At 43.5% G+C, this 25,548-nt stretch carries 19 protein-coding genes, 1 riboswitch and 1 other annotated feature; all 19 genes read right to left on the reverse strand.

Annotation, left to right across the window (positions count from 1 at the left end; all coding sequences use genetic code 11):
* Positions 1–67: 67 nt before the first annotated feature.
* Positions 68–1,267 (reverse strand): MFS transporter, encoded by a 1,200-nt coding sequence (locus tag IGI71_RS09745; protein WP_430615573.1) that lies wholly within the window; start codon positions 1,265–1,267, stop codon positions 68–70.
* Between the two features lie 162 nt (positions 1,268–1,429).
* Entirely contained in the window at positions 1,430–2,701 is a 1,272-nt protein-coding gene (locus tag IGI71_RS09750) for an O-acetylhomoserine aminocarboxypropyltransferase/cysteine synthase family protein (RefSeq protein WP_430615576.1), read from the reverse strand.
* Positions 2,702–2,751: 50 nt separating this feature from the next.
* Positions 2,752–3,005: a binding site (T-box leader), on the reverse strand.
* A 110-nt stretch (positions 3,006–3,115) separates the two neighbouring features.
* On the reverse strand, positions 3,116–4,522 hold the full coding sequence (gene lpdA, locus IGI71_RS09755) for a dihydrolipoyl dehydrogenase (RefSeq protein ID WP_005230052.1): 1,407 nt from the start codon (positions 4,520–4,522) through the stop codon (positions 3,116–3,118).
* 7 nt (positions 4,523–4,529) lie between these two features.
* Positions 4,530–6,176 carry a dihydrolipoyllysine-residue acetyltransferase gene (locus IGI71_RS09760; RefSeq protein ID WP_074932650.1) on the reverse strand — a complete coding sequence of 549 codons (1,647 nt, stop codon included), beginning with the start codon at positions 6,174–6,176 and terminating at the stop codon, positions 4,530–4,532.
* Positions 6,177–6,201: 25 nt separating this feature from the next.
* Complete coding sequence (locus tag IGI71_RS09765) at positions 6,202–7,179, reverse strand: alpha-ketoacid dehydrogenase subunit beta (protein WP_005230047.1); 978 nt, start codon at positions 7,177–7,179, stop codon at positions 6,202–6,204.
* 2 nt (positions 7,180–7,181) lie between these two features.
* The gene (pdhA, locus tag IGI71_RS09770; protein WP_005231936.1) at positions 7,182–8,291 is read right to left on the reverse strand and encodes a pyruvate dehydrogenase (acetyl-transferring) E1 component subunit alpha; all 1,110 of its coding nucleotides are present in this window, start codon (positions 8,289–8,291) and stop codon (positions 7,182–7,184) included.
* A gap of 434 nt (positions 8,292–8,725) precedes the next feature.
* Positions 8,726–11,317, reverse strand: coding sequence for a magnesium-translocating P-type ATPase (mgtA, locus tag IGI71_RS09775; RefSeq protein WP_010749598.1), 2,592 nt, complete (start codon positions 11,315–11,317; stop codon positions 8,726–8,728).
* 187 nt (positions 11,318–11,504) lie between these two features.
* A riboswitch (M-box (ykoK) riboswitch) is annotated at positions 11,505–11,676 on the reverse strand.
* A gap of 390 nt (positions 11,677–12,066) precedes the next feature.
* Complete coding sequence (gene wecB / locus IGI71_RS09780; RefSeq protein ID WP_010749597.1) at positions 12,067–13,167, reverse strand: non-hydrolyzing UDP-N-acetylglucosamine 2-epimerase; 1,101 nt, start codon at positions 13,165–13,167, stop codon at positions 12,067–12,069.
* Positions 13,168–13,288: 121 nt separating this feature from the next.
* The gene (gene guaC / locus IGI71_RS09785; protein ID WP_005230038.1) at positions 13,289–14,266 is read right to left on the reverse strand and encodes a GMP reductase; all 978 of its coding nucleotides are present in this window, start codon (positions 14,264–14,266) and stop codon (positions 13,289–13,291) included.
* Positions 14,267–14,476: 210 nt separating this feature from the next.
* The gene (locus IGI71_RS09790; RefSeq protein ID WP_016611032.1) at positions 14,477–15,391 is read right to left on the reverse strand and encodes an aldo/keto reductase; all 915 of its coding nucleotides are present in this window, start codon (positions 15,389–15,391) and stop codon (positions 14,477–14,479) included.
* A gap of 169 nt (positions 15,392–15,560) precedes the next feature.
* The gene (gene purD / locus IGI71_RS09795) at positions 15,561–16,847 is read right to left on the reverse strand and encodes a phosphoribosylamine--glycine ligase (protein ID WP_128488416.1); all 1,287 of its coding nucleotides are present in this window, start codon (positions 16,845–16,847) and stop codon (positions 15,561–15,563) included.
* A gap of 16 nt (positions 16,848–16,863) precedes the next feature.
* On the reverse strand, positions 16,864–18,399 hold the full coding sequence (purH, locus tag IGI71_RS09800; RefSeq protein ID WP_430615582.1) for a bifunctional phosphoribosylaminoimidazolecarboxamide formyltransferase/IMP cyclohydrolase: 1,536 nt from the start codon (positions 18,397–18,399) through the stop codon (positions 16,864–16,866).
* Positions 18,392–18,976 (reverse strand): phosphoribosylglycinamide formyltransferase, encoded by a 585-nt coding sequence (gene purN / locus IGI71_RS09805; protein ID WP_016611029.1) that lies wholly within the window; start codon positions 18,974–18,976, stop codon positions 18,392–18,394. The genes purH and purN overlap by 8 nt, the downstream gene beginning before the upstream one ends.
* Positions 18,973–20,019 (reverse strand): phosphoribosylformylglycinamidine cyclo-ligase, encoded by a 1,047-nt coding sequence (gene purM, locus IGI71_RS09810; protein ID WP_074932664.1) that lies wholly within the window; start codon positions 20,017–20,019, stop codon positions 18,973–18,975. The genes purN and purM overlap by 4 nt, the downstream gene beginning before the upstream one ends.
* A 115-nt stretch (positions 20,020–20,134) precedes the next feature.
* Positions 20,135–21,559, reverse strand: coding sequence for an amidophosphoribosyltransferase (purF, locus tag IGI71_RS09815; RefSeq protein ID WP_016611027.1), 1,425 nt, complete (start codon positions 21,557–21,559; stop codon positions 20,135–20,137).
* Positions 21,544–23,772: a phosphoribosylformylglycinamidine synthase subunit PurL gene (gene purL, locus IGI71_RS09820; RefSeq protein WP_430615587.1), complete on the reverse strand. Its 2,229-nt coding sequence runs from the start codon at positions 23,770–23,772 to the stop codon at positions 21,544–21,546. The genes purF and purL overlap by 16 nt, the downstream gene beginning before the upstream one ends.
* Positions 23,765–24,442 (reverse strand): phosphoribosylformylglycinamidine synthase subunit PurQ, encoded by a 678-nt coding sequence (purQ, locus tag IGI71_RS09825; RefSeq protein ID WP_010749588.1) that lies wholly within the window; start codon positions 24,440–24,442, stop codon positions 23,765–23,767. The genes purL and purQ overlap by 8 nt, the downstream gene beginning before the upstream one ends.
* A complete protein-coding gene (gene purS / locus IGI71_RS09830) occupies positions 24,439–24,711 on the reverse strand; it encodes a phosphoribosylformylglycinamidine synthase subunit PurS (RefSeq protein ID WP_010749587.1) in 273 nt (90 codons plus the stop codon). Before purS ends, purQ begins: the two co-directional genes overlap by 4 nt.
* Positions 24,702–25,427, reverse strand: a complete 726-nt coding sequence (gene purC / locus IGI71_RS09835; protein WP_010749586.1) for a phosphoribosylaminoimidazolesuccinocarboxamide synthase — start codon at positions 25,425–25,427, stop codon at positions 24,702–24,704. Before purC ends, purS begins: the two co-directional genes overlap by 10 nt.
* Positions 25,428–25,548: the final 121 nt, after the last annotated feature.

Below are 25,548 nucleotides of genomic sequence, written 5' to 3' on the forward strand. Positions count from 1 at the left end.
GTTGATCAGATTCAAAAGAGTTGCGACCGAAGCAAATACGGCCGCAACTCTTTTTTCTACCTATCGATCATTCGCTTAGGATCGCTAGTTTCTTGTTACTTTTAGGGATTTTTTTCACACCGATAAAGGTCAATGCAGCACCTAGAACGGCAAACCCAGTCCCAATCAAAAGCATTTCCCAAACACCGAAGCTTTGGATCAGCATCCCGCCCAAAAGATTGCCAATCACTCCACCGATCGTGGTAGCAATGATAATAATCGTTTGTCCAAAAACCCGATCTTCATCTGCCAAACTATGGTTGAACAAATAAGCCGAAGCTGGAATAAACAAAGCAAAACTAACCCCTTGCATCAAATGGCTCAATTCCATCAAGATGATGGAGCTGATCAACAGCATGAGCACCCCACGAATGGCAAAGGCAACACTGGAAAACAACAGCCAAAAACGGCTAGACCGTATCCTCACTAACTGTTCAAAGAAAATCATGCCAGGCAATTCGCATAACGCCGCAACCATCAGGGCGATGCCAACTTCCTTACTGCCACCGCCAATATCGGCAAAAATTTGTGCCAAAAAGCTGTTGATCATCGTGTGGAAGCTGAAAAGAAAGCTAAACCCGACAAAGAGAAAGAGTAAAAAAGGATATTTTTTCAAAAAGGCACCTGAATGACTTTGTTCTGTATGCATCACGGGCATTTCTGGCTTCTTGATCGCTGGCAGCAAAAGCAAAATAATGAGAAACAAAACGGCCTGCCCGATAGCGATCATTGGCAAAAGGGCTGCCGAAAACTCCTCCAAGAGCTGCCCCAGTAAAAAGGAGGTCCCCGCAAATCCTAGTGACCCACCCGCACGCGAAAAGCCAAAATTGATTTTGTTGCCGCTATTCGTGTATTCAAACGCCAAGGCGTTGAGAAAGGACTGCATGGAAATGAGCAAAATCCCTCCTAAGACATAGGTCAGTATTGATAATGCAGGGAAAATCACACCTGCTAAGAGCACCGCGACCACGCCGATTGTCATCGTTTTCAAGACAACGATCAGCGGTACTTTACTTTTTTTGATAATGACTTGACTGATGAAGGGCTGCAAAATCGTAGACGCAATATTGACTAAGGCTAAAATACCGCCAATTTTTGCTGGATCGACCTTGAAATAAATCAAAAAAAGGGTCGCAAAGCCATAAATTGAGCAAAACATCATCCAATAAAGAAATTGCAAACTTGTGTAGTAAAACCGAATCCTCTTGTCACTTGCATGATTACGCATACATCCCCCACCTTATCCATATTCCTTAGCAACTAAATATAGCATAGAACCGATGGATTTACTATCCTTCTAACAACAGAAACCGCAGTTTTATTTGAAACACTAACCGACAACAAAAAAGCGCAGCATAGTATCCTGCGCTTTTCCTACTGCTTCAACTATTTAGAGCTGTTGGAAGGCTTGCGTGAGATCTTCCAATAGATCGTTGATGTTTTCCAATCCAATGGATAGGCGAATCGTCTCTGGACGAATTTTGGCTGCTGCAAATTCTTCTACGCTAAGCTGGGAATGGGTCGTCGAAGCTGGATGGATGATCAAGGACTTTGCATCCCCGACATTTGCCAGCAAAGAGAAGAGCTTGGTTGCGCCACAAAAGGTTTTGCTTGCTTCTGATCCATCCTTTAATCCAAAGGAAAAGACGGAACTGGTCCCTTTGGGGAAATACTCCTGCGCCCGTTCAAAATAGGGGCTGTCCGGCAGTGTTGGGAAGTGAACCCAAGAGACTTCCGAGTGCTTGGCTAAAAATTCAGCAACTTGTTGCGCATTTTCTACATGACGTTCCATCCGCAACGAAAGCGTCTCGATGCCTAACAGCAACACCCATGAATTGAAGGGAGAAATCGCAGCGCCTGTATCCCGTAAAAGAATCGTTCGTGCTCGAGTGATATAGACAGCGTTACCAGCGGCTTCTACCCATGAGATTCCATGGTAGCTATGATCGGGATCGACCAGCTTGGGAAATTTGCCATTTGTCCAATCAAAGTTGCCGCTGTCGATAATGGCCCCTCCCAAAGCAGCACCGTGACCACCGAGGTATTTTGTCGTGGAATAAACGACGATGTCCGCCCCATGCTCAAATCCTCGAAACAGATATGGAGTCGCAAAGGTATTGTCAATGATGAGGGGAATCCCTGCTTCATGAGCGATCGCTGCAATCTTTTTAAAGTCGGCAATATCAATATCTGGATTGCCTAAAGACTCTAGAAAAACTGCTTTAGTATTTTCTTGGATGGCTGCTTTTAGTGCTGCCAGATCTTCACTATCAACAAAGCTTGTAGTGATGCCAAAATCTGGCAACGTATGAGCGAATAAATTATAGGTCCCCCCATAAATTGAAGCAGCAGAAACGATATGATCTCCTGCTTGTGCAAGATTTAAAATCGCATAGGTGATCGCTGCTGAGCCAGAAGCCGTTGCTAACGCACCGACACCGCCTTCTAAGAGGGCTAGTCGTTCTTCTAGAACAGCCGTTGTCGGATTGGTAATACGGGTATAGATATTGCCATTCTCACTAAGACTAAATCTCGCTGCCGCTTGATCTGCGTCCTCAAACACATACGATGTGGTTTGATAAATGGGTACGGCGCGACTCCCTGTAGTAGGATCTGGTGTTTGTCCTCCGTGTAATTGAATCGTCTCAAATCTTTCTGTCATACTATTCCTCCTTAATAATACAAATAAAAAAGCCCTCTGATATCGAGATATCAAAGGACGTGTTTACGTGTTACCACCTTTATTCAAGCAGACTTTCCAGCATGCTTCTCAGCAAGTACGCGACAAATTAACGTCGTTATACTCTGACGCGATAGCGGGCGCACCCGGATCTTCTTATCTTTCGTACAAGTTCAGAAGATCACCTCTGAGGCCATTTTCGATTGATTCTACAAGTTCTTCTTGCACCCTACGAAGACTCTCTAGGCTTGCCAAATCAATGTACTTTCCTCATCAACGGTTGAAATATTAAGAGCATCGTATCATTTACAGAAGATTCTGTCAATAGCTTAGGATCGCTTTATTTTTGGTGATAAAAAAACTCGTTCACCAAATAATGAACGAGTTTCAAAAAGCTTAAATGTGGATTGGTAAACCTAGAGCTAACTCAGCAGCATCCATTGTGATCTCACCTAGAGATGGATGTGGATGGATGGTTAACGCGATATCTTCTGCGTTCATGCCAGATTCAATAGCAAGAGCAAGTTCTGAAACCATATCGCTTGCTCCTAAACCAGCAATTTGCGCACCGATGATCACATTGTCTTCAACCGTTGTTACTAAGCGAATGAATCCTTCGGTTTTTCCTAGAGATAACGCACGACCGTTACCTGAGAATGGGAATTTGAATGCTTTTGCTTCAATTCCAGCATCCTTGGCATCTTTGATCGTCATACCGACAGAAGCCAATTCTGGGTCAGTAAAGGCAACTGCAGGCATCGCTTTGTAATCAACGGCAACTTTTTTGCCAGAGATTGCTTCAGCAGCGATTTTTGCTTCGTAGCTGGCTTTATGTGCTAATGCAGCACCAGGAACGATATCACCAATTGCGTAGATGTTTGATACGTTGGTACGGCCTTGTTTGTCAACCGTGATCAATCCGCGTTCGCCTACTTCAACACCTGCTTGTTCCAAGCCCATGTCATCAGTATTTGGACGACGGCCAACAGTAACCATCACGTAATCAGCAGTAACTGATTCTTCTTTACCATCTACGGCATATTTCACAGTTACGCTGTCGCCATTGTCAATTGCTTCTTTCGCCATTGCGTTGGTAACGACTGTTACACCTTTTTTCGCAAAGTCTTCTTCAACCAATTTGACCATGTCTTTTTCATAGGTTGGCAAGATTTGAGGAGAACCTTCAAGGATCGTTACTTCTGCACCTAGGTTTGCATACGCTGCACCTAGTTCAGAACCGATGACACCGCCACCGATAACAACGAATTTTTTAGGAACTTCTTTTAATGCCAATCCACCAGTTGAATCAAGGACACGTCCGCCGAATTTGAAACCAGGGATTTCAATTGGACGAGAACCTGTTGCGATGATTGCATTGTTGAAAGAGTAAGTTTGTGCTGAATCTGGGTGGATGACACGCAATGTGTGATCATCAACGAAGAAAGCTTCTCCTTCAATTGTTTCAACTTTATGTTTTTTCAATAGGAAACCAACACCAGAAGTTAACGTTTTAACGACTTTGTTGTCTTTCCATTCTTGTGTTTTGGTAAAATCAAGGGAAACATTTTCACTTGTTACACCAAACATTGTTGAATCCAAAGATTCTTGGTAATGATGACCTGCAGCGATCAAGGCTTTTGAAGGGATACAACCAACGTTTAAACAAACGCCGCCGATGTATTCTCTTTCAATGATTGCTACTTTTTGTCCCATTTCAGCAGCGCGGATGGCAGCTACATAGCCGCCAGGTCCCGCACCGATTACAACTGTATCTAATTCAACAGCAAAATCTCCAACTACCATTTGTTAATCATCCTTCCATCATTAATAGCTCTGGATCAGCTAATAGACGTTTGATATTATTCATTGCTTGTTGCGCTGTTGCGCCATCAACGATACGGTGGTCGAAGCTTAATGAAAGTTTCATCACACGTCCGACAACGATTTCGCCTTCAGCGTTTACGATTGGTTGTTGCGCGATCGTACCTACACCCAAAATAGCTACTTCAGGGTAGTTGATTACTGGTGTGAACCAGCCGCCACCAACTGAACCGATGTTACTGATCGTGATGGTACCATTACGCATATCATCTGCAGCTAATTTGCCGTCATGAGCAAGTTTTGCTTTTTCGTTGATTTCATCAGCGATAGCAAACATGCCTTTACGATCTGCATCTTTTACGTTTGGTACATACAAACCATGGTCAGTATCTGTTGCGATACCGATGTTGTAATAGTTTTTGTATACGATCTCTTGTTTTGCATCATCGATCGACGCATTCAAGATAGGGAATTTTTTCACTGTTGCAGTCAATGCTTTCACAACATATGGTAAGAAAGTAAGTTTTGTGCCGTTTGCAGCAGCAACTTCTTTAAATTTCTTACGGTTATCCCATAGGTTTGTTACTTCAACTTCATCATGCAAGGTTACATGAGGTGCTGTTTGTTTGCTGTTTACCATCGCTTTAGCGATTGCCTTACGTGTAGGTGTTAAGGCAACACGTTCTTCTAAATCACCTAAGTTTGATTTGAAGGCTTTTGCTGGAGCTGCTGGTTTGCTTTCAGTTGCTGCAGCTTTTGTTTCTTCTTTCGCAGGAGCTTGAGTTTCAGCTTTTGCAGCTTGTCCGCCACCTGATAGGAAGTTTTCGATGTCTTCTTTTGTTACACGGCCGCCTTTACCTGTTGCTGATACTTGAGAAATATCAACATCTTTTTCACGAGCAAATTGACGTACAGAAGGCATAGCCAAGACGCGTTTGTTAGGATCTGCTGCTTCAACAACACTTGCTGAACCAGAAGTTTCCACTTTTTCTTTTGGTTCTTCTGCAGATGTGCTTGATGAAGCAGGCGCACTGTTGTGACCAGGTGCGTCGATTTCAACTAAAACATCCCCAACATTTGCGACTGTTCCTTCAGCAACAACGATGTTTTTCACTGTTCCTGTTACTGGAGATGGAATTTCTTCCACTGATTTGTCGTTTTGAACTTCAAGCAACGTATCATCTTCATTGATGGTATCTCCTGCTTTAACGAACCATTTTACGATTTCGCCTTCTGCAATTCCTTCACCGATGTCTGGTAATTTGAATTGGAAAACGCCTGAACCTTCAGAAGAACCAGCTGATGCTTCAGCCGTTTCCGTTGTAGGTTCTGCCGCTGGTTTTGCTGGTGTTTGAGACTCTGCTGCTACACCTTCATCGCCTTCGTTGTCTTCATGTCCTGGTGCATCGATCTCAACAAGGACATCCCCAACGTTTGCGACTGTACCTTCAGGGACAACGATGTTTTTCACTGTTCCTGTTACTGGAGATGGAATTTCTTCCACTGATTTATCATTTTGAACTTCTAGTAAGGTATCATCTTCATTGATGGTATCCCCTGCTTTGACGAACCATTTTACGATTTCGCCTTCTGCAATTCCTTCACCGATATCCGGTAATTTAAATTGAAATGCCATTTTCTATTCTTCCCTTCTTCAACTATTAAAAGTTCACGATTTCTTTCACTTTGTCTTCGATGTCTTTTGCATTTGGCAACCAAATGTTTTCAGCTTGACCGAATGGGAAGATCGTATCTGGTGCAGACACGCGTCCGATTGGAGCTTCTAGTGATAGAACCGCACGTTCAGAAATTTCAGAAACGACTTGAGCGCCAACACCTGCTTGTTTTTGTGCTTCTTGAACGACAACCACACGACCAGTTTTTTCAACTGATTTGATGATCGTTTCAACATCAAGAGGAGCAACTGTACGCAAGTCGATGATTTCAGCGTTGATGTTTTCTTTCGCTAAGTTGTCAGCAGCTTTGATTGCTTCACGAACCATCGCACCATAAGTGATGATGGAAACATCAGAACCTTCACGAGTTACTGCTGCTTTGTCTAAAGGAACTTCGTATGCTTCTTCTGGCACTTCTTCACGGAATGAACGGTAAAGTTTCATGTGCTCTAAGAAAACAACTGGGTCATTGCTGCGGATAGAAGCAATCAATAATCCTTTTGCATCATATGGGTTTGATGGAATAACGACACGGATACCAGGTGATTGAGCGATCAATCCTTCCAAGTTATCTGAGTGCAATTCTGGTGTGTGCACACCGCCACCAAATGGTGAACGAATAGTGATTGGTAAATTACGTGTACCACCCATACGGTAACGAGTACGCGCCATTTGACCAACGATTTCGTCAAAGGTTTCAAATACGAAACCAAAGAATTGGATTTCTGGAACTGGACGGAAACCTTCTAATGCTAAACCGAAAGCCAAGCCGCCGATACCAGATTCAGCAAGAGGGGTATCGAAGACACGATCTTCGCCGAATTTTTCTTGTAAACCTTCTGTTGCACGGAAAACCCCGCCGTTTTTACCGACATCTTCACCAAAGACTAAAATCTCTTTGTCATTTTCCATTTCAACAGCTAAGGCATCTGTAATTGCTTGAATCATTGTTTTTTGTGCCATGACTATTTCGACTCCTTCGCTTCGTAAGTTGCAATTTGTTCTTTAATGTTTTGTGGTTGAACTTCAAACATGTTTTTCAAGAAATCTGAAACTTTTTGTTTTGGCACGCGGTCAGCTTCAGCGATCGCTGCTTTGATTTCTTCTTTTGTTTGTTCAATGACTTGTTCTTCTTTTTCTTCAGACCAAAGTCCTTTTTCAGTTAGGTAAGTACGGAAACGTACCAATGGATCTTTTTGTTGCCATTCGCTGTCCATGTCTTTTGAACGGTAACGGGTTGGATCATCACCAGACAATGTATGTGGACCGTAACGGTAAGTCAAGGTTTCGATCAATACAGGACCGTTGCCGTTTGCTGCCCATTCACGAGCTGCTTTAGAAACATAGTACACTGCCAATGGATCCATACCGTCAACTTGGATACCAGGGATCCCAGCTGCTGCTGCTTTTTGTGCCAATGTTGGTGCCGCACTTTGTACTTCACGAGGTGTAGAGATCGCAAAACCATTGTTTTGGATGTAGAATACAGCGTTTGCATGGTATGCCCCTGCAAAGTTGATTGCTTCATAGAAGTCCCCTTGTGAAGAACCGCCATCACCTGTATAAGTGAATACAACATTTTTCTTATTGCGTTTTTTCAATCCTAAAGCAACGCCGGCTGCTTGGACGTATTGTGCACCGATGATGATTTGTGGTGGCAATGCTTTTAAATCTTCTGGGTAAAGGTTCCCAGCAACGTGACCACGTGACCATAAGAACGCTTCTTTCAATGGCAGACCGTGTTGGATCAATTGTGGTACATCACGGTAACCTGGTAATAGAACGTCTTCTTTTTCAAAAGCAAATTGACTTGCTAATTGGCTTGCTTCTTGTCCAGCAGTTGGCGCGAAGAAACCTAGACGACCTTGACGGTTTAACGCAGTTGAGCGTTGGTCTAATACACGAGACCATACCATACGAGTCATCAATTCAACTAATTCGTCGTCACTTAAATCTGGTACTAACTCTTGATTTACAATTTTCCCGTCTTTGTCCAAAGCTTGGTAAGTTGGAAAATCCGCATTGACTTGCTCCAAAATCGCTTGGAAATCAAGTGCTTTTTGTTTTTTTGCCATCTTGACACACTTTCCTCTCTGATATAAAAATTCACTTTCGTATGTAACAGGGTTTAAATCTGTACTATCGAAATTTCATTTACTCTTATAAATTATCATTTAACTTCGAAAATGACAAGTGAAAAGGGTATTTTTTTTAATAAAACAATTCCCACTGTAGCAACTCTAAAGAAAACATTAGTGAAATTAATCACATTAAAGCAATCGCTTTCTTCAATTTTTTCTTTTCAGATTCTTTTTTTTATTTAAGAATAGTACAGCAATAATCATTTGACTAAACAGATTTACCATTAACCTCCTTTTATTACTTGTGAAGGATTCGACTTGAATCAAAAAGAATTTTCTTAAGATGAGAAAAAAATAATACAGAGATCGGATAAAAAGAAACAGATCGGCAATTCTCCCCTCCATAGGAAGAACGCCGACCTGTTTTTTTAAATCCATTCTTTCGTTACATGAATGTAAATGCGTTTGGCAAATTCAACTGTTACTAAATAAGCGAAATTGATACCAATAAACCATGGCCAGTAGCTTGATGGCAGCGCCGCAAAATCGAAGACTGTGTGCAATGGCGTCAAGATAACTAAGAAGCCAACTGCAATTGCTAGGACGCTGGAGATCAGGACTGCCGGTGAAGCAATACTATTGATAAATGGTAATTTTCTTGTTCGGATCATGTGAACAACTAAGGTTTGTGTCGTTAAGCCGATCATAAACCATCCTGCTTGGAACAAGGCTTGCTCTTGGATCGTATTTGCACTGAAGACATGCCACATCACAAAGAAGGTCAAAATATCAAAGATGCTGCTGACCGGTCCAATGCCGACCGTAAACTTCAATAGTCCGCCCACTTGCCATTTGACTGGTTTTTCTAACTCTGCTTTGTCTACGTTGTCCCATGGAATCGTCAATTGTGCCATATCGTACACCAAGTTTTGAACCAACAATTGAATGGACAACATTGGTAAGAAAGGTAAAAAGGCACTAGCAACTAAGATCGAGAAGACATTCCCGAAGTTCGAACTCAACGTCATTTTGATGTACTTCATCATATTGGTAAATACTTTGCGCCCTTCGATGACCCCTTTATCAAGGACATTCAAACTTTTTTCTAATAAAATGATCGAGCTGGCATCTTTGGTGATATCCGCTGCTGTATCAACTGAGATGCCAACATCTGCCGTGCGTAAAGCAGGCGCATCGTTGATGCCATCTCCCATAAAGCCGACTGTATGGCCTGCTGCTTGAATGGTTTCAATGATTCGTGATTTTTGCATTGGGTTTAATTTTGCAAACAGATTGGTTTTTGCAGCTTTCGCTGCTAACTCTTCATCTGATAGATGATCAATATCGGTTCCCAATAAGTATTCATCTGCATCGATACCAACATCTCGGCAAACTTTTTGCGCAACGATCGCATTATCTCCAGTCAACACTTTGACATTGATGCCATGACCGTGTAAAGAAGCAATCGCTGTTTTGGCTGTTTCTTTTGCTGGATCTAAGAAGCCCATAAAGCCAATCATGATCATGTCTTGTTCGTCTGCTACAGAATAAACGGCATCTGCGTGAGCATCGCGTTTTACGGCAACTGTCAACACGCGCATTCCTTGTTTATTCAAGCGCAGGTTCACTTGACGTAATTGCTCTCTCAATTGAGGAGTCAATTCCATCACTTTGCCATCAACTTCTACGTATTTGCAGACTTGTTCCATTTCTTCAGCTGCACCTTTTGTGACCATCAGTTGATGACCATCCGCATTGACAACAACCGTCAAGCGACGACGTGAAAAGTCAAAAGGAATCTCATCGATTTTTGTCACATCGTTAAATGGCGCTGCCAAACCTTCTTCTTCATAGTAGTTTAGCACTGCGATATCCATCAGGTTTTTCCATCCTGTTTGATAGTAAGAATTTAAATAGGTCATATCAAGAACCTGTTTATCTTCTACGCCAAACGGGTTTAAATGTTGTACCAGCACGACACGATCTTCGGTGATCGTACCCGTTTTATCGGTACATAGGACATCCATTGCACCTAAGTTTTGAATCGAAGGCAATTCTTTGACGATCACTTTTTCTTTTGACAAAGAGATCGCCCCTTTGGCTAAGTTACTGGTAACGATCATTGGTAGCATTTCTGGCGTCAAACCAACTGCTACTGCAATCGCGAAGAACAACGCTTCGCCCCAATCACCCTTGGTTAATCCATTGATCAGTAAAACGATTGGGAAAAGAACCATGACCATTCGCAACAATAGTTTGCTGACTTTCGTTAAGCCATCTTCAAAGGTTGTTTTGCCGCGTTTCGTGGTCGCATTTTTAGCAATATCGCCAAAGAATGTACTTTGACCGGTTTTCAAAATAATGGCTTTTCCTTGACCACTTAAGACATCGGTACCCATGAAAACAAGATCTTGCATATCTAGTGCAGAAATTTGTTCATCGCTTTCTTTGATCCCAGCATCGACAAATTTTTCAACGGGCATTGATTCGCCTGTTAATGAAGATTGATTGATAAATAAATCTTTGGTCCAAATCAAGATCGCATCCGCAGGGATCATGTCGCCAGTTGCTAAGGTGACGATGTCTCCAGGAACGACTTCATCCATTGGAATTTCTCTCGTGATTCCATCTCTGGTTACGGAACAAGTATTTTCAATAAGTTCTTTTAACGCTAAGCTTGCTTTTTGGGAACGGTATTCTTGGACGAAAGTAATCATAACACTGGCTAAAATCATGATTCCCATCACGATCACAGCTTCAATATCGCCTGTTACAAAAGAAATAATCATTAATAGGGCTAAAACTAACACAAAGGGATCTTTAAAAGCGCCTAAGATCATCAACCAAGCGGGTGTTGGTTTTTGTGCGTCGACTTTGTTTGGACCATACTCTGCTAAACGTTCTGCAGCATCTTCTTCCGATAACCCTTGGAAGGAGGTCCGCATCTCCATCAATAATTCTCTTTCGGTCAATTTTGCAAGTAATTTTAGTTCTTGATCTTTCGATAGTTTTTTTAACATCTTTTTTTCCTCCTAGCACTTAGGAGTTGCTTACGCCACCCCTAGCGATTCGATAACTACTCCGCTGTTTCATCTGGGGACTGGGGTATTCCATGTGAATCTTCCTTTCTTTTTATTAGGTAAGTCACTGTGGAACGCGCGCAAAAGACACAAAAAAACGCACGCTCCCAATAAGCATGCGTAAAAAACTCATGATCATTGTAGAGCTTTAGCACTATAGGGCGTAGATAGCAAATTTGCTATCAGCTGCTTTGGGTTTAACCTTCACGATTAGACCTGTCCTACCAACTAAGCATCTCTCGATGCTTTTGCGGCAGCAGCTTGTGTCCATATAGGAGCCTCACCTAACAATTATTTGTATAAAATGTCAGTTCGTCGGAAGTCTTTCTTCCAACTACCCACATAATAACTGCTATCCTAACCAATGTCAACAGCATCTAAGGAAAAAAGTACCCTTTTTTCAAAGTTTTCCATAGGTTTTCAAATGAAAGGTCTTAAAATAAAATAACAACATTAAAGAACCGATGTGATTTTATACTTGATAAACCTTTATATACGAGCAGATGAACAGAAATCCTTTCAAAGCGAAACTCACACTTAATCAAGCTTCTTCGTTTGTCACAATCAACGAAAAAATGGAAACGGCGTTCCCGCAGGTTTCATGTATATAAAAAGACAGCCATGTAACAAACAGCTGCCTCTTTCTCTATGTTCCCCTATACTGGGAGAATTATTATTCACTCTAGCTCTCACGAAAAATGATCGGCTAAAATTTGCAGGATTCGCTGGCTTGCTTTCCCATCGCCGTATGGATTTTCTGCATGTGCCATGGCATTGTAAGCTTCTGGATCTTCTAGCAGTCGCTTTGTTTCTTGATAAACCGCAGCTTCAGACGTACCGATCAGTTTTAACGTACCTGCAGCAATGCCTTCTGGACGCTCTGTTGTATCTCGCAAGACCAAAACAGGAACGCCTAATGACGGCGCTTCTTCTTGGACACCACCGGAATCCGTCAAAATCAAGGTACTTTGATTCGCAACGTTATGAAAATCAATGACATCTAAAGGCTCAATCAACGTAACATTTGCTAGTTCCCCAAGAATCTCCTGAGCAATCCCTCGGACTTGGGGATTCTTGTGCATAGGGAAAACCACTTTGATCGTTGGCTTCTCCTTTGCGATCTGTGCTAAAGCACGAAAGACCTGCTGCATCGGAGCACCTAAGTTTTCTCGACGATGCATTGTTAGTAGGATCATGGTTTGATCTGCTGCGGAAAGTTCTGGATGCTGGTATTCCTCCGAGATCGTATAACGCATCGCATCAATGGCGGTATTACCTGTTACATAAATCGCAGCCTCATTGCGGTTTTCAGCCAGCAGATTTTTTTTGCTTTGGGAAGTTGGCGCAAAGTAAAAATCAGCTAAGACATCGATCAACTGACGATTGGCTTCCTCTGGATAAGGAGATTTTTTGTTCCATGTGCGCAAACCGGCTTCCACATGACCCACAGGAATTTGCTGATAAAAGGCGGCCGTCGCGGCTGCATAAGCGGTGGTCGTATCCCCATGAACCAGCACGATATCAGGAGTTTCTTTTTGCAGGATCGGTTCTAGATCCAGTAAAACTTTGGTGGTGATCCCTGTCAAGGTTTGCCCTAAAGTCATAATATCCAGATCATAGTCTGGTGTGATCTCAAAAACCGTTAATACTTGATCCAACATTTCTCGATGCTGCGCCGTCACCACAACGATCGATTCAAAACGCGGGTCGTTTTCCAATTCCTTTACTAGTGGCGCCATTTTGATGGCTTCCGGTCTGGTACCGAACACTGACATCACTTTGATTGTCATTTGGTCACCCGCTCCTCTACTCTTCGTTGCTTCTATTATAACGAAGAAAACAGAAAAACAAAATGGTTCTTCTTACAAAAAAAGAAACGACCAATAAAAGGTCGCTTCTTTAGTATCCTGTTTAGATCGTATCTCCATTAAAAATCGAATTTTTCACGATTACGTAATCCACTTTACGAATCGATTCTAAATCTTTTCCACCTGCATAAGAGATCGATGACTGCAAGTCTTGCTGCATTTCAACTAACGTGTCTTTCAAAGAACCTTTGTATTGAATCCAAATTTTCTTTCCTTCCACGTTTTTCTTTTCACCTTTTTGAAATTCTGATGCAGAACCAAAGTATTCTTTCATCACAACGCCGTTTTCTACTTTCGTTTCACCAGGTGATTCTTCATGACCTGCAAACAATGAACCGATCATGACCATTGTTGCACCGAAACGGACAGATTTAGCGATATCGCCGTGTGTCCGAATGCCGCCATCTGCAATGATTGGTTTGCGAGCAGCTTTGGCACACCAGCGTAGTGCTGCTAACTGCCAGCCGCCAGTCCCGAAACCAGTTTTGATTTTTGTGATACACACTTTCCCAGGTCCAATGCCGACTTTCGTTGCATCTGCACCAGCGTTTTCCAATTCACGAACTGCTTCTGGCGTTCCAACATTTCCAGCGATCACAAACGTTGCTGGCAAATGCTTCTTGATATGTTGGATCATATTGATCACGGCGTTTGAGTGGCCATGAGCAATATCGATCGTAATAAAATCAGGAACAAGCTCTTTGTCAGCTAGTTCTTCCACAAAGGCATATTCATTTTCTTTGACACCTACGCTGATAGAAGCAATCAAGCCACGGCTCTTCATTTTTTTGATAAATGGAATCCGTGCTTCTTCATCAAAGCGGTGCATAATATAAAAATAGCCATTTTCAGCTAAAAATTCTGCGATCGAATCATCAATAATCGTTTGCATATTTGCAGGAACGACAGGCATCTTAAAAGAGTGTCCGCCTAATGTCACCGTGGTATCACATTCTGAACGGCTGTTCACGATACACTTGTTAGGAATCAGTTGTATATCTTCGTAATCAAAAACTTTCATGTCAAACATAAAAATATCCTCCAAATCTTACTAAGAGTGAAGCAAGCATCAAATGGCATCCGCCTATTTTTAACGCCCACAACAATTTAAACCACCTAGAAGTGAAATACAAGCTTTTTAGAAATACTTTTTGAAAAAAAAGGATGAATGTTCGTCTTTTGCGAACATTCATCCTTATAAGTACTGAAAAAAACGGGATTTACTAATAAATTACGGCAAGATGTTCCCTGCTGCTTTATACACCTCATACCATTCATGGCGGGTCAATACGATCGAAGATGCTTGCGCGATTTCTTCGATCCGATGTGGGGTCATCGTTCCAGCAATCACTTGCATGTTTGCAGGGTGACGTAAGATCCACGCAGAAGCAATACCTGTTGGTGTCGTTTGATACTTGTCCGCTAGTTCGGTCAATTTTTCGTTCAACTCTGGGAATTTCTCGTTACCGATAAAGACACCTTCGAAGAAACCATATTGATACGGAGACCAAGCTTGGATCGTCATCTCATGCAAGCGAGAATATTCAAGAATTTCTCCATCATGATCGACACTACCAGCATCCGTCATGTTGACATGAATTCCTTGATCGATCATTCCCGTATGCATGATCCCGAATTGCAGCTGATTCGCTACTAAAGGTTGGGAAACATATTTTTTCAACAATTCGATTTGACCAGGTTTTTGATTGCTGACACCGAAGTATTTCACTTTGCCGTCTTTTTCTAATTGATCAAAGGCAGCTGCCACTTCTTCTGGTTCAAACAAAGTGTCAGGGCGATGCAATAGTAGCGCATCCAAATGATCGGTTTTCAAACGCTGTAAACTACCTTCCACGGAAGAAATGATATGCTCTTTCGAAAAATCAAACATTTCACCTGGAACGATGCCACATTTTGATTGAATGAACAACTCTTCTCTTTTGGCATCCGTTTTTGCTAACGCTTCCGCAAAAATCGTTTCACACTCCCCGCGCCCATAGATATCGGCATGGTCAAAAAAGGTAATGTCATTTTCAATCGCTGTCGTCAATACTTTCACTGGGTCTTTGGCATTGTTGATTCGCATCAAACCTAAAATCACGCTAGATACTTCTAAATCAGTGGGACCGAATTTAATTTTTTTCACGTAAAGTTCCTCCTTATTTAAACTACATTCTTATTTTAGCACAACAAGATGAGAACGCTACACCAACGTCAAAAAAACCTCCTATAAAATGAAAACCACCAGCACAACCGATTGGTTCTACTGGCAGTCATCCTTTACTTTCAATTTGCATTACGCATTGAAACGTTCTTTACTTCATCGCCTTTGATGAGTTGCTATAGTGTAAGGCTTTGTCACCAATGTCATTTCGATAAAACAAACCCGACAAAGGCAATTTATTGATTGCTTCATAGACGTTCTTTTGGGCAGTAGCTAAATCCTCAGCTGAAGCTTCCACAAGAAAAACACGACCACCAGCTGCCGTCAAATCGCCTTGATCAGCAGTCTCCTCCACTCCTGCATAAAAGAATTGTGTTCCTTCTCCTTGAGGAGATGGAACAGGCATTCCTTGCTGATACTTGCCAGGATATCCTTGCGATGCAATCACGACACCGATCGAAGCCGCTTGATTCCAGCGGATCGCGGGCTCTCGATCCTGCAAGAGATCATCAATGATCTGTGCCAGGCTACTATCTAAACGACTTAACACGACTTGCGTTTCTGGATCACCAAAACGAGCATTAAATTCAATGACTTTCGGTCCATCATTAGTAGCAATCAGACCTGCATAAAGAATACCAGTAAATGGTGTCTTATTACGAATCATCCCTTTTGCTGCAGGAAGTAAAACTTCTTTGACCGCTTGATCGACCATTTCTTGCGGAATCTGCGGTACTGGTGTGTACGCCCCCATACCTCCTGTATTCGGCCCTAAATCGCCATCAAACGCACGTTTATGGTCTTGGGCAATGACCATTGGATAGACGGCTTCGTCCTTAACAAACGCCAAGAGCGAAAACTCTTCGCCAGCCAAAAACTCTTCGATCACCACTTTTGCACCACTTTCACCAAAAGCATTTTGCTCCAGCATCGCTTCAACAGCTGCATTCGCCTCATCAACGGTTTCAGCAACAACTACGCCTTTGCCTGCCGCTAAGCCATCCGCTTTGATAACGATCGGTGCACCTTTAAGTTGGATATATGCTTTTGCTTGCGCACTATCTGTAAAGCTTTGATAGTCAGCTGTTGGAATGTGATTGGCACGCATCAATTCTTTGGCAAACTCTTTTGATCCTTCGATCATCGCTGCTTGTCGATTGGGACCAAAAATTTCCAAGCCCGCCGCCTGAAAATCATCTACGATGCCATTTAGTAATGGAACTTCTGGACCAACGAAGGTCCAATCAACCTCCTGCTCTTGAGCAAAAGCAATCAAACCTTCATGATCGGACTCTTCAATTGCGACTGTCACGATCCCGTCTTTTCGCATTCCAGGATTGCCCTTTGCACAAAAGACTGTTTCAACGTGAGGGTCTTGCAGAAACTTTTTTGCGACGGCATGTTCTCTGCCACCACTACCAATAACAAGTATTTTCATCGTCTTCTCCTATTTCTTAGTGTTTAAAATGACGAACACCAGTAAAGACCATCGCCACACCGTACTTATCTGCCATGTCGATCGATTCTTGATCTTTGATACTACCACCAGGTTGAATAATCGCTTTGATTCCTTGTTGTGCTGCATATTCGACACTGTCATCCATCGGGAAAAAGGCATCGCTTGCCAGCACTGAACCAGCCAATTTATTGTTTTCACGGGCTTGTTCCACAGCGATTTTCACTGAACCAACGCGGTTCATCTGACCAGCACCGATCCCGACGGTTTGCTGTTGATTGGCTAAAACGATCGCATTGGACTTCACGTGTTTCACCGCTTTCCAAGCAAATGCCAAGGCTGCGATTTCTTCTGGTGTCGGCTGTCTTTTGGTCACCACGGTCCAATCTGCTGGTGACTCCATTTGAACGTCTGGTTCTTGCACCAATAAGCCCCCAAGGACAGAGACAACTTCTGGCTGTTTGGCTGCTTTTTCGAAATCAACCACCAGCAAGCGCAGATTTTTTTTCTTCGTTAGGATTTCAAGTGCTTCTTCTTCAAATGCAGGTGCGATAATGATCTCAAGAAAAATCCGCTGCAGCTGCTGCGCAGTTGCCACATCAACTGGACGATTTAAGACGATAATCCCGCCAAAAATCGACACTGGGTCTGCTTCGTAAGCTTCTTGGAAAGCTTCAGCAATCGTTTCTCCACTTCCGATTCCACATGGATTCATGTGCTTTAGGGCTACCGCAGTTGGCTCTGTAAATTCTTCTGCGATCCGTAAGGCAGCGTCAGCATCTTTAATGTTGTTGTAAGACAATTCTTTGCCGTGGATTTGTTTTGCGCTGGCAATCGAATAGGGCACGGCTAATGCGTCTTGATAGAAGGAAGCTTTCTGATGACTATTTTCACCATAACGCAATGTTTGTTTCAAAACATAGGTTTTCGTCAAGTTCTCCGTTTCTGTTTCAGCCACCGCTTTGGTCAAGTATTCACCAATCAAGGCATCGTAAGCTGCGGTATGGCGGAAGACTTTGGCAGCTAATTTCTTTCTTGATGCCAACGTCGTATTGCCTTCCTTCAGCTCAGTTAAGACCCAGTCGTAATCCTTGGGATCAACGACAACAGTTACTGAGGCATGGTTTTTCGCCGCAGAACGCAGCATGCTTGGTCCGCCGATGTCGATATTTTCGATTGCGTCGGCTTCTGTGACATCAGGCTTGCTGATCGTTTCTTTAAATGGATAAAGATTGACGACAACGAGGTCGATCGGTAAAATACCGTGCTCAGCCATTGCCTCCATATGAGAAGGCAGATCACGTCGCCCTAACAGACCACCATGCACCCGCGGATGTAACGTTTTTACCCTACCGTCCATCATTTCAGGAAATTCTGTGATCGCTTCGATGCCGATCGGTTGAAGCCCTGCTTCCTCCAATACGGTTTTGGTCCCGCCAGTTGAAATGATCTCAAATCCTAAATTGGTCAATTCTTGGACAAATGGTACCAGTCCTTCTTTGTCAGACACACTGATTAATGCACGTTTATTCACGATTTGATAGCCCCTTTTCCACAATTTCAGCTAAAACAGCTGGATAGATTTGGTGTTCCACTTGATGAATTTTCTCTGTCACACTTGTTAACGTATCGTCGGTGTCAATCCGAACGATTTCTTGGGCAATGATTGGCCCTGTATCAATGCCAGCATCGACATAATGAACCGTAACCCCCGTCACTTTCACGCCATAAGCGAAGGCATCGGCAATCCCAGATTTGCCTGGGAAGCTCGGCAACAACGAGGGATGGATATTGATGACTCTGCCTTCATAAGCGGATAATAGGGTGTTCCCGATGATCCGCATATACCCAGCTAAAACAATAAAATCGATGGCATGATCCTGCAATTCTTCGATCAATTTCCTTTCAAAGGCTGCTTTTGACGCAAAAGCCGCTGGCTCCAAGACAAGCGTTTCATAGTCTCTTGCGCGGGCTTTTTCTATCACTGGCGCTGCAGGTTTATCGGAAAAGACCAATCCGATCTGCGCCCCTTTGATTTCATTAGCCTGGATCGCATCGGCGATCGCTGTAAAATTGCTGCCCGTTCCAGAAGCAAAGACGGCGATCCTCATCGGACTGCCTCTTTAAAGCAGACAGCTTCGTTGTCACGTTTCGTCACTTTACCGATCCGATACGCTGGTTCTTCATTGGCGGATAGAAGCGCCATTACTGCCGCAACATTTTCTGGCGCAACGGCTAAGACCATACCGATCCCCATGTTGAAAATCTCGAACATTTCTTGGTGAGGAATCGCGCCATGAGCAGCGATCAGATCAAATATCGGCAACTGCGGCCAAGTGTCTAAGGAGATTTCTGCCGCCAGACCTTCAGGCAGCATCCGCGGGATATTTTCAACAAATCCGCCACCAGTGATATGAGAAATTCCAGCTAGCAATCCTTCTGTCAATAAAGGCTTCAATGCATCCACGTAAATTCTCGTTGGCGTCAATAAACTTTCTGCAAGTGTTTGGTTGTCAAGTTCTGCAAATGTTTCTGCTCCTGTATAGCCATGCTGTTCAAAAAAGACTTTTCTGACTAAAGAGTACCCATTCGAGTGAATGCCTGATGAAGGCAAACCAATCAGCTCATCGCCTTCTTTGATGGTTTCTCCAGTGATCAAGCGACTTTTTTCGACGATTCCTACGGCAAAGCCAGCAAGATCATATTCTTCTGGTTGGTACATTCCCGGCATTTCAGCGGTTTCCCCACCAATCAGGGCAGCACCCGCTTGCACACAGCCCTCTGCGACACCAGCAATGATTTGTTCGATCTTTGCAGGATCGTTTTTACCGACTGCAACATAGTCAAGGAAGTAGATAGGTTCTGCCCCTTGAGCGACGATATCATTCACGCACATTGCGACGCAATCAATGCCGATCGTTGTATGCTGATCTTGCTGGATCGCCAATAAAAGCTTAGTTCCTACACCATCTGTCCCAGAAACGAGTACTGGTTCTTTCAATTGGTATGATGATAAATCAAAACAGCCACCAAAGCCCCCGATTGCCCCCATCACGCCTAGACGCTCTGTTCGTTTCACATGCTTTTTGATCCGTTCGACTACTTCATAACCGGCTTCGACATCGACACCGGCTTTTGCATATGCATTTGCCACGTTCGTTCCTCCTCAATCATTCATCCGCTTTTCTTCATTCAGCTCATTCGTCGTTAACGCAAGTAAACCAGCGATCCTTCACTGCTTCGTTTGAAAAACCATTTTTGCCTACAATTTATTCAGCTAAAGACGCGAGATAGTTTTCTTCATAATCATACAAAGGGGTTGGATAATCGCCATTGAAATAGGCCATACATAAGCCTGAGTAAGGTGCGTCAAAATCTAAACCGATCGCTTCGATCAACCCGTCTTCACTTAAAAAGGCCAAAGAATCTGCTTCGATTTTTTCACAAATTTCAGCTTCCGTATATTTGGCTGCGATCAATTCTTTTCTTGTTTGAATGTCGATCCCGTAAAAACACGGATAGCGCAAAGGCGGCGAACCGATACGTACATGAACTTCTTTGGCACCTGCTTCTTTTAGCAGTTGCACGATACGGCGGCTGGTGGTTCCTCGGACGATCGAATCGTCGACTAGAATCACTCGTTTGCCTTCGACTACGCCACGAACAGCTGAGAGCTTCATCCGTACACCTTGTTCCCTTAACTCCTGCGTCGGTTGAATAAACGTTCGTGCGATGTATTGATTTTTTACTAAGCCTAATTCATAGGGAATACCTGATGCTTCTGCGTACCCGCTGGCAGCAGATAAGGATGAATTCGGTACACCAATGACCATATCCGCTTCGATCGGCGCCTCTTGTGCTAAGCGACGGCCCATATTTTTACGGGCACGATGGACGTTGACCCCAGCGATGTTGGAATCAGGACGGGCAAAATAGATAAACTCCATCGAACATATCGCAGGTTGTACTTCTTGGGTATACTGTTCAATTTGAATGCCTGCATCATCAATGATCACGACTTCGCCTGGTCGGACATCACGAATAAATTCCGCACCGATGACTTCCAACGCACAGGTTTCTGAAGCCACCACATAAGCACCATTGACCATTTTCCCGATTGACAATGGCCGAAAGCCATTGGGGTCTAGTGCTGCGATCATGGCATTTTCGGTCAGTAAAAGGTACGCAAATCCACCTTTAACTTGATTTAATGCCTCCTTGACCCGATCCATAAAAAGCGGTTCTTCGCTGCGACGGATCAAGTGCATGAGAATCTCTGTATCGGAATTCGAGTGGAAAATCGCACCAGCCTTTTCTAAGGATTTCCGTAGACTTTTCGCATTCGTCAAGTTGCCGTTATGAGCTAAGCCAATCTGCTGATCAAAAAATTTGAATAAAAATGGTTGAATATTATCAACGCTGCCATTACCAGCAGTTGCGTAGCGAACGTGACCAATGGCAGCCTCTCCTGTCAGACGCTGGAGGACACGTTCATCCGAAAACACTTCCGCTAGCAACCCTAAATCACGGTGACCATTGAGTTTTCCCGCATCATTCGTGACGATCCCAGCACCTTCTTGGCCGCGATGTTGCAAACTGTGTAGTCCGAAATAGGTGACACGAGCGGCATCTGGATGACCCCAAACACCAAAAACCCCACATTCCTCGTTGAGGCTCTTTACTTCATTAAACATGGAATGGCTTCCTCCCATTTCAATTTCGCCTCAGCAAGGGGCATCTCGATCGTATCATCTTGTGCTTGCATGCGAATCTGGCCATCAGCAGTCACTTCCCCGATCGCTGTTGCAGCAGCGCCTACCAGTGCTTCAAAAGCTGCTTGCTTATCAGGTGCGACTGAAAGCACAAAACGGGATTGGGTTTCTGAAAACAATTGTGCTGCTGGCAATGACACGGTCACATGTAGACCAAAGCCCTTGTCAAAAGCGGATTCGGCTAAAGCGATCGCTAAACCACCTTCGGCACAGTCGTGGGCACTTTGAACAAGACCTGCTTGAATCGCTGCGGTAACCAATTGTTGGTTCATTTTTTCTGTATCAAGGTCAAAGGACATTAAACGCCCAGCGATCTTTCCTGTCTGCAGTTTTTGCAATTCAGATCCATTGAAGTCAGCATGGGTTTCCCCTAAGACATAGATCACATCCCCTGCTGCTTGGAAATGCTGCGTCGTGATATGCGCCAGCTCTTCGATCAATCCGACCATCCCAATTACCGGCGTTGGATAGACCGATTGTCCGTCCGTTTCGTTGTATAAGGAGACGTTCCCAGAAATGACTGGTGTCTCTAGCACACGACAAGCTTCTGAGATCCCGTCAGCAGCCGTGGATAACTCCCAGAATCCTTCTGGTTTATCTGGCGAGCCGAAGTTAAGGCAGTCAGTGATCGCCAATGGACGCCCACCGGAAGCGACGATATTTCGAGCAGCTTCTGCAACTGCGATCTGTCCGCCGACTTCTGGATCTAAGTACAGGTAACGAGCATTACAGTCAGTCGTCATCGCCAAGGCTTTATTGGTTCCCTTGATTCGTAAAACAGCGGCATCACTGCCGGGTCCTACCACGGTATTGGTACGAACTTGCGAGTCGTAGGTTTCAAAAATCGAGCATTTTGAAGCGATCGTCGGCTGCTGCAGTAGATCGGCAAATACAGACGTTGCTGAATGAATCACTGGAACAAAGTCTGGTGTTTCCTTAAACACTTTGATCCGTTTCGGTTCTGCCATCTCTTTGTAGTAAGTCGGCGCATCTTCAGCTAAAGCATCTACTGGCAAATTAGCGACTTCCTGTCCGTGATGGAACAAACGATAGTTGCCATCATCTGTTACTTCACCGATCACGACGGCTTCTAGATCGTATTTCTTAAAGAGTGCTTCCACTTCAGTTTCATGTCCTTTTTTGACACAGATCAGCATCCGCTCTTGAGATTCTGACAACATCATTTCATAAGGCGTCATATTGGTTTCTCGTTGTGGAACATCATCTAACGTTAAACGCAACCCTGATCCGGCTTTTGATGCCATCTCGGCACTAGAAGAAACCAATCCGGCAGCACCCATATCTTGAATTCCGACTAAAATGTCCGAATGATCCACGATCAATTCCAAACAAGCTTCCAACAAAAGTTTTTCCATAAAAGGATCACCGACTTGTACGGCGGAACGTTGTTGTTCTTCCCCTTCGACAAATTCTTCCGATGCAAAAGTCGCCCCATGTATCCCGTCGCGTCCTGTTTTTGCGCCGACATACATGATGGTGTTTCCAACACCTTTGGCCTGCCCTTTTTGAATATCCTTGTGAGCAATGATCCCTACACACATCGCATTGACTAATGGATTGCCTTCATAACAAGGATCAAATGCCACTTCACCACCGACGGTCGGAATCCCAATACAGTTGCCATAGCCACTGATCCCAGCAACGACTTCTTCCAAAAGATATTTCGTTCTTGGATTATCTAACTCACCAAATCGTAAGGAGTCTAAAACAGCAATCGGTCTTGCACCCATACTGAAGATGTCGCGGATGATCCCACCAACACCAGTTGCTGCTCCTTCATAAGGTTCCACCGCGGAAGGATGATTATGGCTTTCCGCTTTAAAAACGACGGCTAGATCATCGCCGATATCCACGATACCCGCACCTTCTCCAGGCCCTTGCAGTACTTGCGGCCCTTCTGTCGGGAATTTCCGCAAAACAGGTTTGGAATTTTTGTAAGAACAATGTTCACTCCACATCACTGAAAAGAGTCCAGTTTCGGTATAGTTCGGTAAACGTCCCAAAATATCTTCTGAGATCATCCGATATTCTTCTTGGGTCAATCCCCATTGCTCGTATAATTTCGTGTCTTTGATTTCTTGTGGTGTAGGTTCTTTTACGATCATTTTATCCATTTACCGGCACCTTCCCAAAATTTTTCAATAATGAAGCAAAAAACTTCTTGCCATCTTCTGAGCCTAATAAGCTTTCCATCGCTCGTTCTGGATGAGGCATCATGCCTAGAACATTGCCAGCTTTATTACAGATACCAGCGATGTTGTGTAGGCTACCGTTGACGTTATCTTCATAACGGAAAACGATTTGATTGTTGGCAACCAATTCCTGATAAGTCGTTTCATCACAATAATAATTGCCCTCACCATGAGCGACAGGAAGCGTAATGACTTGATCCGTTTCATACTCAGAAGTAAAAGCTGTTTGATTATTCACTTGCAGACGGACCGGTTTGCAAATAAAATGGAGTGATTCATTTCTTTGTAAAACCCCTGGTAACAAGCCCGCTTCCGTTAAAATTTGAAACCCATTGCAGGTACCAAAGACAGGTTTGCCTTCATTTGCCAAACGAATGACCTCTGACATGATCGTAGAAAAACGGGCAATCGCTCCGCATCTTAAGTAATCACCATAAGAAAATCCTCCTGGAAGCAAAACACCGTCAAAACCGGCTAAACTGTCTGCATCATGGCGCACATATTCTGCTTCTGCCCCCATGATATCTTTGATTGCCCACATCAAATCAACATCACAATTTGATCCAGGAAAAACGATCACTGCAAATTTCATAGGGCCGCTTCCTCCATTTGAACCATTTCATAACGGTAGGTTTCCATATTGACATTTGCCAAAAGCTTGTCGCAGATCGCTTCGATTTCTTCTGCTACAGCTGCTTGTGTTTGATTGTTTGAAGGTGTCACTTTGATTTCAAAGTATTTCCCGATCCGAATATCACTGACATCTTGATACCCCAAGCGATGAACCGCTCCTTTCACAGCTTCTCCTTGAGGGTCTAAAACAGATTCCTTATAGGTTACATAAACTTTGACTAAATACATGCTGAATTCTCCTTTTCTAAACGATTTAAGACTTCTTCATAAACAGGAACGATGTCCCCTAAATCACGTCGATAAACATCTTTATCAAGATGCTCATTTGTCCCCATATCCCATAAACGACAAGTATCTGGTGAAATCTCATCAGCCAGAAGCAACTCGCCCTTTTTGGTTTTGCCGATCTCGATTTTAAAATCGATCAAGCGAATGTTGATGTTCGCAAAGATTTCCAGTAACGCAGCGTTGACTTGCAGCGCCAATGTTTTGATCTGGTCCAGCTCCTCTTCTGAGGCAAGCCCTAGATAAAACACATGATCATCATTGATAAACGGATCATCCAAGCGATCTTCTTTGTAGTAAAACTCTACGATCGGCTTTGGCAGTTTGGTTCCTTCTTCGATGCCCAAGCGCTTTGAAAAACTACCAGCAGCCGTGTTGCGAACAACGACTTCTAAAGGAATCATGGTGACAGATCGAATTAATTGTTCGTGTTTAGACACTAATTGAAGAAAGTGACTTGGGACGTTTTTGTCGGCTAGCCGCTGAAAAAGATGCGCAGTGATCTGATTGTTCAAGGCACCCTTTCCTACAACGGCATCTTTCTTTTGACCATTCAATGCAGTAGCTTGATCCAAATAAACGACTCTCAATACATCCTCTTCGTTGGTTTTAAACAATTTTTTGGCTTTTCCTTCATAAAGAAGCACTTCTGATTCCATAATCCACCTCAGTTAAGTAATATTTTTCACATAGCGATGACACACATCTTTATTTGCTTATTATTCTAACAACGCAGAAAAAGCGGGTCAACGATTATCTGTACATTTACATATTAATAAA

Source organism: Enterococcus sp. DIV1279b, from assembly GCF_050531515.1.
GTDB classification, from domain to species: Bacteria; Bacillota; Bacilli; order Lactobacillales; family Enterococcaceae; genus Enterococcus_D; species Enterococcus_D casseliflavus.